The sequence below is a fragment of the Candidatus Acidulodesulfobacterium sp. H_13 genome (assembly GCF_048541835.1).
Taxonomy (GTDB): domain Bacteria; phylum SZUA-79; class SZUA-79; order Acidulodesulfobacterales; family Acidulodesulfobacteraceae; genus QIJE01.
In genome coordinates this window covers 714,601-727,256 of record NZ_JBLEOY010000001.1, presented here as the reverse complement: position 1 = coordinate 727,256, position 12,656 = coordinate 714,601, and the positions used below count along the sequence as shown (strand labels likewise).

Below are 12,656 nucleotides of genomic sequence, written 5' to 3'. Positions count from 1 at the left end.
CAAAAGATAGAATACTGCATGTATCGCCGACTTTACGATATAACTTTAATTAGCGAGAGGTTTTATTATGTTTTCACACCTTTTTAACTCGTTGGGTTTTAAGCAGAGGCTCATTCTTCTTTATGTGTTTTTAATCTCTTTTCTCTTGTTCTCCGTTATTATCCTATTTGAGAGGGCGGGTGTTTTTCCTGTTTTATTCAGTTTAGGTTTGCTTGCCGTTTTCTTCGGTTTAAAGCATGCGCTTGATGCGGACCATATTGCCGCCATAGACAATACCACCAGAAAATTGATTAATGACGGTAAAAAACCGGTCGGAGTCGGTTTTTTCTTTTCGCTCGGACATTCGCTCTCTATTTTTGCTTTAACGATAGTAACTGTTATCTTAGGGGAGTTCGTCGTCAAGGCATATCCGGTATTGGGCGGTATAAGCAATGTGCTTGGAACGGGGATATCGGCTTTATTTTTATATATAATTGCATTTATGAATTTGCTTATCCTTATAAGTATAATAAAGGTGGCAAGGAATTTTAAGAATGTCAGTAATAAGAAAATGGAAGAAGAGCTTTTAAAAAGAGGTTTTATGTTTCGTTTTTTCGGCGGAGTAATGAAGCTTATAACGTCAAGCTGGCAGATGATTTTCGTCGGTATATTATTCGGTCTGGGTTTTGATACGGCTTCGGAAGTTGCGATACTTTCAATGTCGGCGGTATTTGCCTTATCCGGCAGACCGCTCATAGATGTCTTGACGCTGCCCCTGCTATTTGCTTCCGGCATGATGTTGCTTGATTCTACCGATGGCGTAGTAATGCAGTTTGCTTATAGCTGGGCGTTTTTAAATCCGATAAGAAAGATATTTTATAATATATCTATTACGAGCATTTCCGTTTTCTTGGCGTTTTGTATAGGAACGGTGGAAGCATTTCAGGTCGTAGGCTCTACGTTTCATTTAACCGGAGAGCCGTGGGATTTTTTGAATAATCTTTCTTTCGCGATGATGGGCGGAATAATAGTCGGCATACTCCTGACGGCATGGCTTTTATCGTTAGGTGTATATAAGTTTGCCAAGATCGAATCAAGATATGACGAAAAAATATCGTAAAAATAACTAAATTTTCTAACAAAAATACATAATATACATTATGAAATCTTTAATTATATTAAATTCGTATCCGCCGTTTTATTATTATTTCTTTAGTCAAGGATTAGGCGAGGTAAAAATTATAAAAATAATTCTCTCCCTTTACAAATTTTTCAAAAAATTATAAAATCTAACGACTATGGATTATAAAAAAGTCGGCGTAGACATAGAAGCCGGAAAAAAAGCGGTCTTCAACATTATTCCTTTGGTTAAAAGCACTTATACTAAAGGAGCAATAGACAGTCTTGGTTTATTCGGTTCCCTGTTCTCTATCGGGGAATTGAACTATAAAAATCCCGTTTTGGTTTCTGGTACCGACGGTGTCGGAACGAAACTTAAGATTGCTTTTGCGGCGGATAAACATGACACAATAGGCATAGACCTTGTTGCAATGAGCGTAAATGATATTGCTTGTATGGGCGCTAAGCCGCTTTTTTTCTTGGACTATATATCTACCTCCGGTTTAAATCCGAATATTATGAAAAAAATAGTTTCAGGAATAGCCTGCGGATGCAAAACGGCAAAATGTTCCCTTTTAGGCGGAGAAATGGCGGAAATGCCCTCGTTTTATCAAGACGGAGAGTATGACATAGCCGGTTTCGCAGTCGGTATAGTCGAAAAAAACGACATCATTAACGGCTCAGATATCAAGGACGGAGATAAGATAATCGGCGTAGCGTCAAGTGGGCTGCATTCCAACGGTTATTCCCTTGCCCGCAGAATAATTTTTGATGAGATGGGCTTTAATATTGATACTCCTTTATTAAAAACAGGCAAAACCGTTAAAGAAGCGCTCCTCGAGCCTACTATTATTTATTCTGAATTAATACAGAAACTTAAAGGCAATTTTAAAATTAAAGGTATCGCCCATATAACCGGCGGAGGATTACGGGAAAATATCGTAAGGATTCTTCCCGCGGATATTGTCGCGGAAATAGATAAACACTCCTGGAAGATTCCGGAACTTTTCATGCTGTTAAAAGAAAACGGCGGACTGAATGAGGATGAATTTTATAAGGTATTTAATGCCGGGATTGGAATGGCGTTAATAGTGGACGGAAGTATAAAAAATGAGGTCGTTACCTTTATAAACGAGACGAAATATATGGATTTAACCATGTTTAATGCGCAAGAAATAGGTAGTATCATTTGCCCGAAAAAAACCTCTAAAGACGCCGAAGTTATCCTTGTCTGAATTTTAAATTTTATATAATATATATTATAATTATGCAAAAAAACTGCATTATACTGGCATCAGGCAACGGTTCCAATGCCTTAAATCTAATCGGTAAATTTTACGGTCGTAAAAATAACGGCAGTAGCAGTATAAACATAGTTGCCGTTGTTTCGAACGTACCGAATGCGCCAGTCGTGGAAAAGGTGAGAAAAAATGAGCCGGAACTTCCCGTCTTCGTTATACCTTTTACTCATTTGTCTGAGAGGGATAGATTCGAGCGTGAACTTGACGATATTATTGGAAAATATAATATCGATTTTATAATTTTAGCCGGGTTTATGAGAATACTTTCTAAGGAATTTGTTTCAAAATTCTCCCGTAAAATAATAAATATACACCCCTCGCTGCTCCCTGCGTTTAAAGGAAGAGATTCGATAAAAAGGGCATACGGATACGGGGTAAAATATACGGGAGTTACCGTGCATTACGTAACCCCGGAAGTAGACTCCGGAGAAATAATATGTCAGGAAGTCGTCAAGATAGAAGATAACGACGATATTGATTCGTTAGAAGCTAAAGTACATAGTATCGAGCATAAAATTTACCCGATTGCGCTGAAATCCATTATCGGCGATGTGGTTTATAAATCATAAATAATGATCCTTGATATCGGTATTAATTTGAAATAATATGTCAATCGCAAATGATATATTCAAAAAATTAAAATTTGTATCTTACGTAGGTATTTTCGCCAATCTGCTTCTAACCATAGTTAAATTTTACGTAGGAATCGTGGGAAACTCCGAGGCTCTTATTGCGGACGGTTTTAATTCCCTCTCGGATATATTTGCGGGATTAGTTGTTTATATATCGTTTAAAGTGTCGAATAAGCCTCAGGACAAGGATCATCCCTACGGTCATGCAAAAGCAGAGATGATTGCGACTTTTATAGTATCGTTAATATTTTTTCTCTTCGGTTTTTCCGTTATAACGATTTCAGCCTTAAAAATATATTTTCGTCAGTTTCAAAGGCCTGCGTTTGATACCTTAATCGTGGCGTTAGTTACTATAATCATTAAAGAAATTCTTTATAAATGGACATTGAGATGGGGAAAACTTTTAAAATCGACGGGGTTGATTGCAACCGCCTACGACCACCAAAGCGACGTTATAGTGTCGGTCGCAGTGGTTATCGGAATTTTGTTTGCGATAGAGGGGTATCCCTATATGGACCCCGTTGCCGGTATTATTGTCAGTTTTTTTATTTTTCGTTTAGCCGTAAAATTGATAAGAGAATCTATCGGCAATCTCATGGATGAGAGCCCGCCGGGCTCTATCGTCGATAAGATAAACGATACCATTGTGTCCGTCGAGGGCGTGGAAAGGATTACGAATATAAAAGTCAGAGAGTCGGGGCCGTATCTTTATATAGACGTTGAGATAGAGGTTAACCAGAATATGACTGTAAAAATGTCTCATAATATCGCCGAAAACGTCAAAAACAGTCTTATGGCATCTAATCCTTATATAAATAATGTCATGGTACATATAAATCCGTCCAAATAGGAAAATGGCTTGAGGAGACGGATAAAACGGAAGGAAATCTGTATTTGATGCAGGGTCAATTATTTCTAATTTTTTTGAAATTTTTTAAACTGATACCGTATTCATTAATCTTTTTTCGTAAAGTGTTCCTATTAATTCCCAGAAGCTTGGAAACCTTCAGCTGGTTGTAATTGTGTAAGGTAAGTATTTCTTCGATAACTGTCTTTTCGGTCAGGTTCATTATAGATTTATAGATATCATTTGCTTCGGTATCTTTAATCTTTTCTACGTAGTTTTTTATGCGCCGTTTTATTATGTCTTCAAAGGAGTCTGAGTCTGTTTTCTTATCTTTTGCATATTTTTCTTTATTTATTACGGCATTTTCATTATCCAATATTACTCTGAAGTCATCCGAGTTCAATATGAAGGAAGGAGACATGACCATAACTCTTCTTATGGCATTTTCAAGTTCTCTTATGTTTCCCGGAAAATCATATGATTGAAGGAAAGACGAGGCATCTTCGCTTAGCTGTTTTTCCGGAATATTGAACTCTTCGGCGAATTTTTTTATAAAAAAGTTTGCTAAAATTGATATATCGGATTTCCTTTCCCTTAAGGGCGGCAGTGTTATTTCAATAACATTCAGCCGGTAATACAGGTCCTCTCTGAATTTTGCATTTTTAATTAAAGATTTAAGTTTTTTGTTGGTGGCGGCAATGATTCTAATGTCTATTTTAACCGGCTTATTTGAGCCTATATGCTCTACTTCTTTTTCCTGTATTACTCTTAAAAGTTTTGCCTGCAAATTTAAAGGCATATCCCCTATTTCATCTAAAAAAATGGTTCCTCCGTTTGCGGCTATAAATTTACCGTCTTTTTTTTCGTTTGCGCCGGTATATGACCCCTTTTCATGACCGAACAGCTCAGACTCAAGCAATTCCGACGGAACGGATGGAGTGTTTACGATGATAAACGGTTTGTCGCTCCTTGCGCTGTTTAAATGTATCGCTTTTGCGACCAATTCTTTTCCTGTACCCGACTCCCCCAGAATCAATACCGTAAGATTGTTATGAGACAGTTTGCCGATAGTCTTAAACACTTCCTGCATGGTTTTGGATTTACCTACTAACAGCGTGTCTAAAAAATCTTCCGATTTTTCACTTACTTTGTGTATCGGATATTTATTCTTCTTTATCTTTTCGGTTATATCGATGATTTCATCCAGTTCGAACGGTTTCGTTATGTAATCGTATGCGCCCTGTTTCATTGCATCTATCGCATTCACCATAGTATTTTGGGCTGTCATAATTATAACGCTGGGCTCGACGGATAACTTTTTAGTATAGGATAAAACCTCCATGCCGTTAATCTTTGGAATTCTTATGTCCAAAAATACAGCAAGGTATTCATTCTGCTCAATATATGATATGGCTTCTTCTCCGTCGGATGCCGTATCGACGGAGAATTCATTTTCGAGCAGTTTTTTTAATACATATACTAAACTTTGCTCGTCGTCGACGATTAAAATTTTATGTTCTTTCATTTTATAAATTAAATTAAATTAAATTAAATAAGTGTCGAGTAAGTCGTCCGAATGTACTTCGGAAATATTTTCAGGTATAGAAATAATGGAATTCATATAGCCGAGGGAACTTATCATTGCCGACCCATGTTTTTTGTAAATTTCCGAGTAGACAGAACCGTTTTTATAGTAAAAACGGGCGGGGATAAATTCTCTTCTTTTGTTGGTTTTGGTATATTCGAAAGATGACCTCGATTTTATAATATGAGCAGGGTTGTCCGCATTTAGCAGGTTGTCTATAAACTGCCTGACAAACACCACTAAGCATGTATAAAATGCCATCGGATTACCCGGTATTATAAACACCGGTATTTTTTTAATAATGCCGAACGAAAACGGTTTGGCGGGCTTAATTTTTACCTGCCTAAATTTGATTTTGAATCCAAGGCTGCCAAGGGCTTCTTCGATAAAATCTTTATCTCCGAAGGATGCGCCTGCAGATGTTATAATAATTTTACTATTCTCTATCGCAGACAGCAGAGAGTTCTTAATATCCGCCAAGTTATCCTTGCATACCACATTTTTCGTTATAGTGCAGCCATTTTTAGAAAGGAAATTCTCGGCGATTATCCCATTCGAGTTATAAATTTTGCCATATCTGAGTTTTTGGTTAAAACTTAATATTTCGTTTCCGGTGGATATTATAGAAACGGGTATCTTTTCATACACTTCAATCTTTTTAATATTACAGGATACAAGCAATGCAATAGTTTCCGGTGTCAATTTAGTATTTTTGCTTAGAATTACGTCTCCCTTTCTTATATCCTCTCCCTTTCTTCGGACGTTTTTATTCGGATTTATCGGAGATGTTATAACAAGATTATTGTCTACGATATTTGCATCTTCAACGGGTATGACGGCGTCTAATTCTTCCGGCATATACCCCCCGGTCATTATTTTAATTGCAACCCGCTCGTTAACGGATTTTTTTGAAGTGTCGCCGGCATATATAACATTATTATTTATATCTAATTTTAAGCTTTCTGCCGACACTTTCGAGGTAATACCGGAACTTAAGGCATATCCATCCATAGCCGAATTGTTCTCCGTCGGGTAGTCCGATTTTGATATGGAATCATGGTAAGAAATCCTATCCATGGCGTTTAATACGGATACCGCCTCCGACCTTACGCGTATAGATGTCGAGTTTACTATGTTAAAAGCTTCATCGAATGTTATCATTTTTAGTTATTTAGTTATTTTTAGAATTTCTCCGGGATAAATTGAATTAGGATTTTTAATGCTATTATCCGCCATTATATTTTTAGCATTTTCGTGAAATTTCGACGAAATAGCATATAGAGAATCCCCAAATGTTACTCTATAGTAAAAAAATCCACGATTTGCTTTAGAATGTTTATCGGCTATGTAAACATATTTAAAATAGGAATAGCCGCCCTTCAAATATATTTTTTGCCCTGCACGAATATTGTTTCCGTTAATATGATTTATCGTCTTAATAACATTCAGCGGTACGTTATATCTTCGCGATATGCTCCATAACGTCATACCAGGTCTTACCGTAACATAAGACAAATGGGCATTATTATTACCGCTCCTCAAATGTGTCGACGGGATAATAATCTTTTCGCCTATCCTGAGCATAGAACGATTGTTAAGCCCGTTATATCGTTCCAATGTTCCAAGGGATACTCCGTACTTATATGCTATTCCCATAAGAGTGCCCCCCGGTTCCACGGAGTAAGTAATATTATTTTTATATCTTGAGTAAGATGCCTCGACAATTCGGGGTTTTCTGCTTATATATCTGCTGATATGTTTGAAGTTTCTGACAAAAATGTTATAATTTTCCGCGGGTATATTAAGCATAAAATTGTGATCCCTTGGCGGCGTTGCGTTCCTTAAGAGCTCCGGATTCATTTTTCTAAGCCTATATTCGGAAATACCTACGCACTTTGCCAAGGCATATAAGCCGACCGAAAAAGGAATATTCACCTGTTTAAATCTCATCGGTTTCTCGTATTTTAAATTATGAAATCCAAAATTTCCGGGGTCTTTAGCAATAATAGCTGCCGCAATTATCTTCGGAACGTATCTCCTTGTTTGACCGGGCAGCAAATACGGTCTATTTTGAGAAATCGTCCAAAAGGTACTGTCCGGATATGAAGCCAGCGCTCTTTCTATAGTTAATTCTCCGGAGTTGTATGCCGCTACGGCGAGATACCATGACCCGAATTTATTAAATAGATTTTTTAAATATTTGCCTGCGGCATAGGTCGATTCCACCGGATTCCTTCGCTCATCCACCCACCAATTCGTTTTCAAGCCGAACAGTCTGCCGGTCGAAGGCATAAATTGCCACATCCCGCTTGCTCCCGCATAAGAATAAGCCTTTGGCGAAAAGCCGCTCTCAACCATCGCAAGATAAGCCAAATCATTCGGCAATCCTAATTTCTTAAATACCTTCCTAATCATCGGCATATATCTTCTTGATCTGAGAAGGGCATATTTGAAAAATCTCCTGCCGGTAGTTCGATAATAATGTATATAGTATATTATTTCCTTGTTTATGATCATCGGAAATATATGCGATACATTTTCTCGATAATTTTTAAAATTCCCATTCTTTGCTAAAAGCCCCGACATAGATAGATCGGAAGAATCAGGTTGTCTCTTTTTTAAACCTTTTCCCGCCGAATCAGAGTGCGGAACTTCTAATTCTTTCTTGCTAACGGTATTATTATCAAGAGCAACGACTGAAGCCGGTGATACTACCGTTACCTTTGCGGAACCTCCATTGCTTATATCATTTTTATCTTTGTTATAAGTCGTTTTGAATTGTATCCGTATAAAACCTTTATTGGCGGTGGGATTAGACGCATAAGAATCGGAGAATAAAAATAAGGTGCATATTATACATGCCGAAACAACGGTAAGATATAACCGGCTTTTTTTAATATCGGTCGGCGATAAATACATCTGTCATCCTTCTCAATAAGGTAGTTTAATATTAATTTATTAATCTGCCGCTATGAGCAAACTAATACTATTTTATCATTTTAAAGAATTATAATGCGACTTAAAGCAAATGTCAAACTTTATCGACAGCCTTATTGGCGACCTCATAAATTCTTGACAATTTTTAGTAAATTTGTTTTAGTATTAGTTATACGATAGGGATACTATTAATTCTATTTTAAAATATATATAAAAGAGGTTAAAAAATGCAGAAAAAGTATTTATTTGCACCGGGGCCTACCCCTGTGCCTGAACGTGTTTTAGCCGACATGGCGCTTCCGATCGTGCATCACAGAGCGCCGGAATATTCGGTCATACTTCAAGAGGTAAGGGATAATCTAAAATATCTGTTTCAAACGAAACAGGAGGTTTTGATATTTACGTCAAGCGGGACGGGGGCGATGGAGGGTTGCGTATCAAATCTTCTTTCGGCAGGGGATCATGCGCTTGCCGTAAGAGGCGGAAAGTTTGGTGAAAGATGGTTTGATATTTGCAAAGCGTATTCGGTTGATGTCAAGGCTGTCGACGTAGAATGGGGACACGCCGTTTCCCCGGAAGCCGTAGAAAAGGCCCTCAATGAAGACCCTGAAATAAAGGCTGTATATATCCAGGCATCGGAAACATCTACCGGTATTTATCATCCCGTGAAGGAAATTGCGGATATAATTAAAACAAGAGAAAATACTATTCTTATAGTAGATGCCATTACGGCTCTTGGAGTTGTTGATTTACCGCAGGACGAATGGTGTTTAGACGTGGTTTTGACGGGTTCTCAAAAGGCGCTTATGCTTCCTCCCGGGCTTGCTTTTGCTTCGCTTAGCGATAAAGCGTGGGGTTTTGTCGAGAAGTCGACTCTTCCCAAATACTATTTTGACTTTAAGAAAGAAAAAAAATCGTTAGGAAAGAATCAGAATGCTTATACGCCTAATGTTCAACTTATAGTGGGTTTAAGAGAGATATTGAGGGAGATTAAGGAAGAAGGACTCGAAAAAGTTTTCGAAAGACACGGAAGTCTCGCAAACGCCACGAGATTGGCGGTTCAGGCTATGGGATTAAAACTTTACACGGTCGACGAGCCTTCAAATGCCTTAACGGCAGTTTGGGCGCCGGAAGGCATAGATGCCGGAAAAATAACGAAACTTATAAGGGAAAAATATGGTATTACGATAGCCGGCGGTCAAGATGCCGCAAAAGGCAGGATATTTAGAATAGCTCACTTGGGTTATGCCGGATGTTTTGACGTTATAACCGCTATTTCCGCATTGGAAGCGGTATTAAAAGAATTAGGTTATAAATTTGAACTATGCAGCGGGTTAAAGGCAGCCCAAAAAGCGCTTTTCGGCGAATAAGTCAAAAATATTTTTTTACTATAGGAGAGAGAAATGTTCAAGGTCATTGTTAGTGACAAACTTTCAAAAGAAGGAACGGATATATTAACCAAAACGGGTGAGATTGACGTAGACGTTAGAACGGGATTGCGTCCGGAAGAACTAAAGGAAATCATCGGCGAATATGACGGTATAGTTATCAGGAGCACAACTAAACTTACTGAAGAAATAATAGGGGCGGCAAAAAAACTTAAGGTTATCGGAAGGGCCGGCAGCGGATTAGACAACGTCGACAAACCCGCCGCAACGTCCGCGGGTATTGTTGTTATGAATACGCCCGGCGGTAACACCATAACGACGGCGGAACTTACATTCGGGATGCTTTTGGCTATGTCGAGGCATATACCGCAGTCTTTTTTGTCCATTAAAGAGGGGAAGTGGGAAAAAAGCAGATTTCAAGGAACCGAGGTCTACGGCAAGACTATAGGTATTATCGGAATGGGTAATATAGGGCAGGTGCTATATAGTAGAGCCAAGTGTTTTGGGATGAATGCAATGGGGTATGATCCTTTTTTATCTAAAGAAAAGGCCAAGGAACTCGGCATAAATCTTGTAAGTTTAGACGAAATATATGCAAAATCAGACTATATCAGTGTCCATACCCCTTTAGTAAAAGAAACAAAGGGTATGATTAATAAAGAAACCATATCGAAAATGAAAGACGGAGTTAAACTTCTTAATATTGCGAGAGGGGGTATCATCAACGGAGAAGACCTCTATGACGCCTTAAAATCAGGCAAAGTTTCAGCCTGTGCTTTAGATGTTTTTGAAATAGAACCTCCCGTTAATAATCCGCTTTTAACTTTAGACAATCTTATTGCAACTCCTCATCTTGGAGCCTCTACGGAGGAAGCACAGACTAACGTGGCTGTTGCTATTTGTCGTCAAATTGCCGATTTTCTTATACGCGGGACTATAAATAATGCCGTAAACGTTCCATCTATAGCGAAAGAAGAAATAGAGATAATAGGTCCTTATCTGAATTTGGGAGAAAAAATAGGCAGATTGATAGGCAGCATTATAAGCGGCGGTATTAAATCCATTAAAATAGATTATAACGGCACGGTTTCTTCGCATAACGTCGGCGCTATCACGCCTAATATTATAAAAGGCATTCTTTATCCTATTTTGGGCGAAGATATAAATTATGTAAATGCAATGGAAGTAGCAAAGAAAAGGGGTATATCCGTCATAGAATCTAAATCCGGCGAGGTTTTGGACTATACAAGCACAATTTCTATTTTTGTGGCAACAGATATCAGAACGTTTGCTATTTCCGGAGCAATTTTCGGCAAAAAGAATCCGTGGATAGTCAGGATAGACGATTATTCTATTGAGGCCATCCCCGAAGGACATATATTAGTTATATTTAACTTGGATATGCCCGGGGTAATAGCCTCTATAGGGAGGGTCCTTGGTAAAAATAAGATTAATATAGCGAGAATGCATCTTGGAAGGCATACGGATAAGGCTATTTCTATTTTACAATTAGATTCCAGTGTTAATAATGCAGTTATTAACGAGCTTAAAGCTGAGCCAAATATAACCGATGCCAAATATTTAGAATTATAGTGAACAGAAAAAATATTATAATTCCTTCTCAGCCTCCGTCTGGGACAAGGGATTTTTTACCGGGTGAAGCGGAATTAATAGATAGAGTGTCCGGTATATTGCTTGAAGAATTTTCAAAGTGGGGATACAAAAGGGTAATAACCCCGAGCATAGACTTTTTAAACGTGTTTCTTTTGAGTTCGGAAGCTGCCGAATTGTTTAAAGTTGCCGACATAAGCACAGGAGAATTGCTTTCTTTTAGAAGCGACTTTACGCCGCAAATCGGCAGAACTAGTTCTGTTTTGAGAAATACCTCCGTTTTGCCGTATAAATTTTCTTACTGTGGACCTGTTTTGAGAAATTTCGATCCTGTTTTAGGCAAGCCTCGTGAAATATGGCAGGTCGGAGCCGAGCTGATAGGACCCGAAAGCCCGGAAAGTGATGCCGAACTTATAATAATGGGCATAGAGTCGTTAAAACGGCTTAATATCAAAGATTTTAGCGTTGACATAGGGAATGTCGAGTTTTTCAGAGGGATTGTCTCTGACATAGATGAGTCCGTCAGAAAAAAAATAGAAGAATTTATTCTTAGAAAAGATTCTTCCGGCTTAAACGGTTTTCTTGCCGGCGTGTCTTTGCCTTCCGACAAAAAGGAAGTCATTAGCGAGTTGCCGTTTATATTCGGAGAAAAATCCGTTATTAAAAAGGCGTGGAAAATGGCAAGCAACGCAGCGGCAAAAAATGCCATAGAGACATTAGAACGGGTTGTTTCTTATATAAAGTCGTATAAACTCGAAGAATATATTACGATAGATTTGGGAGAAATCAGGGGATTAAACTATTATACCGGAACTATTTTTGAGTGCTTTATACCGCACGTCGGTTATGAAATATTCGGCGGGGGTAGATATAACAATCTTATAGGAATGTTCGGCGAAAATTGTGCCGGAGCTGGATTCGCGATAAATTTGGATATTCTTGGCAGATACGTGGATTCTTATGCGCCTAAAAAAAAGGATTTTCTCGTTTTCAATAAAACATCGGATAAAAAATCGGAAGCCAAGCTTGTCATGTTTTTGCGTAAAGCGGGTTACTGTGTCGAGTCTAATTTTATGGATTACGGTTATTTAGAGGTTATACAATATATGCAGGAAAATAATATGGAGAATATTATATATATAAATGAGGATGCGGTTCTTTTAAAAAATATCAATACCAATAAAGAAGAAAAATTTAAAACCGTGTCCGATATGCAAAAATATATGAAAACGGTTAAAAATTAATTAATTTATAAAT

Annotated in this window: 10 protein-coding genes; 7 read left to right on the top strand and 3 right to left on the bottom strand. The window is 38.0% G+C overall.

Annotation, left to right across the window (positions count from 1 at the left end; translation table 11 throughout):
- The first annotated feature begins 67 nt into the window (after positions 1 to 67).
- From ACMCNP_RS03540 to ACMCNP_RS03525, 4 genes are all read left to right on the top strand, one after another.
- Entirely contained in the window at positions 68 to 1,099 is a 1,032-nt protein-coding gene (locus ACMCNP_RS03540) for a HoxN/HupN/NixA family nickel/cobalt transporter (RefSeq protein WP_419313895.1), read from the top strand.
- Positions 1,100 to 1,277: 178 nt separating this feature from the next.
- Positions 1,278 to 2,333 (top strand): phosphoribosylformylglycinamidine cyclo-ligase, encoded by a 1,056-nt coding sequence (purM, locus tag ACMCNP_RS03535; RefSeq protein ID WP_419313893.1) that lies wholly within the window; start codon positions 1,278 to 1,280, stop codon positions 2,331 to 2,333.
- 32 nt (positions 2,334 to 2,365) lie between these two features.
- Positions 2,366 to 2,968 (top strand): phosphoribosylglycinamide formyltransferase, encoded by a 603-nt coding sequence (gene purN / locus ACMCNP_RS03530; protein ID WP_419313889.1) that lies wholly within the window; start codon positions 2,366 to 2,368, stop codon positions 2,966 to 2,968.
- Positions 2,969 to 3,005: 37 nt separating this feature from the next.
- The gene (locus ACMCNP_RS03525) at positions 3,006 to 3,881 is read left to right on the top strand and encodes a cation diffusion facilitator family transporter (protein WP_419313885.1); all 876 of its coding nucleotides are present in this window, start codon (positions 3,006 to 3,008) and stop codon (positions 3,879 to 3,881) included.
- A gap of 55 nt (positions 3,882 to 3,936) precedes the next feature.
- On the opposite strand, the gene ACMCNP_RS03520 is transcribed toward ACMCNP_RS03525, so the two are convergent.
- The 3 genes from ACMCNP_RS03520 to ACMCNP_RS03510 are packed head-to-tail and all read right to left on the bottom strand — an operon-like array spanning position 3,937 to position 8,382.
- Positions 3,937 to 5,403, bottom strand: coding sequence for a sigma 54-interacting transcriptional regulator (locus tag ACMCNP_RS03520; protein WP_419313882.1), 1,467 nt, complete (start codon positions 5,401 to 5,403; stop codon positions 3,937 to 3,939).
- Between the two features lie 18 nt (positions 5,404 to 5,421).
- Positions 5,422 to 6,624 carry a molybdopterin molybdotransferase MoeA gene (locus ACMCNP_RS03515; protein WP_419313880.1) on the bottom strand — a complete coding sequence of 401 codons (1,203 nt, stop codon included), beginning with the start codon at positions 6,622 to 6,624 and terminating at the stop codon, positions 5,422 to 5,424.
- 6 nt (positions 6,625 to 6,630) lie between these two features.
- A complete protein-coding gene (locus ACMCNP_RS03510) occupies positions 6,631 to 8,382 on the bottom strand; it encodes a LysM peptidoglycan-binding domain-containing protein (protein WP_419313877.1) in 1,752 nt (583 codons plus the stop codon).
- Between the two features lie 245 nt (positions 8,383 to 8,627).
- On the opposite strand from ACMCNP_RS03510, the gene ACMCNP_RS03505 reads away from it, so the two are divergent.
- The 3 genes from ACMCNP_RS03505 to hisZ are packed head-to-tail and all read left to right on the top strand — an operon-like array spanning position 8,628 to position 12,643.
- Positions 8,628 to 9,770, top strand: a complete 1,143-nt coding sequence (locus ACMCNP_RS03505; protein ID WP_419313874.1) for a pyridoxal-phosphate-dependent aminotransferase family protein — start codon at positions 8,628 to 8,630, stop codon at positions 9,768 to 9,770.
- A gap of 33 nt (positions 9,771 to 9,803) precedes the next feature.
- Positions 9,804 to 11,381, top strand: a complete 1,578-nt coding sequence (gene serA, locus ACMCNP_RS03500; protein ID WP_419313872.1) for a phosphoglycerate dehydrogenase — start codon at positions 9,804 to 9,806, stop codon at positions 11,379 to 11,381.
- A complete protein-coding gene (gene hisZ / locus ACMCNP_RS03495; RefSeq protein WP_419313869.1) occupies positions 11,381 to 12,643 on the top strand; it encodes an ATP phosphoribosyltransferase regulatory subunit in 1,263 nt (420 codons plus the stop codon). The genes serA and hisZ overlap by 1 nt, the downstream gene beginning before the upstream one ends.
- Positions 12,644 to 12,656 lie beyond the last annotated feature (13 nt).

Excerpts from the sequence above, each read along its gene's own strand:
- ACMCNP_RS03540 (WP_419313895.1), top strand. The coding sequence starts at position 68 with ATGTTTTCACACCTTTTTAACTCGTTGGGTTTTAAGCAGAGGCTCATT.
- purM (WP_419313893.1), top strand. The coding sequence starts at position 1,278 with ATGGATTATAAAAAAGTCGGCGTAGACATAGAAGCCGGAAAAAAAGCG.
- purN (WP_419313889.1), top strand. The coding sequence starts at position 2,366 with ATGCAAAAAAACTGCATTATACTGGCATCAGGCAACGGTTCCAATGCC.
- ACMCNP_RS03525 (WP_419313885.1), top strand. The coding sequence starts at position 3,006 with ATGTCAATCGCAAATGATATATTCAAAAAATTAAAATTTGTATCTTAC.
- ACMCNP_RS03520 (WP_419313882.1), bottom strand. The coding sequence starts at position 5,403 with ATGAAAGAACATAAAATTTTAATCGTCGACGACGAGCAAAGTTTAGTA.
- ACMCNP_RS03515 (WP_419313880.1), bottom strand. The coding sequence starts at position 6,624 with ATGATAACATTCGATGAAGCTTTTAACATAGTAAACTCGACATCTATA.
- ACMCNP_RS03510 (WP_419313877.1), bottom strand. The coding sequence starts at position 8,382 with ATGTATTTATCGCCGACCGATATTAAAAAAAGCCGGTTATATCTTACC.
- ACMCNP_RS03505 (WP_419313874.1), top strand. The coding sequence starts at position 8,628 with ATGCAGAAAAAGTATTTATTTGCACCGGGGCCTACCCCTGTGCCTGAA.
- serA (WP_419313872.1), top strand. The coding sequence starts at position 9,804 with ATGTTCAAGGTCATTGTTAGTGACAAACTTTCAAAAGAAGGAACGGAT.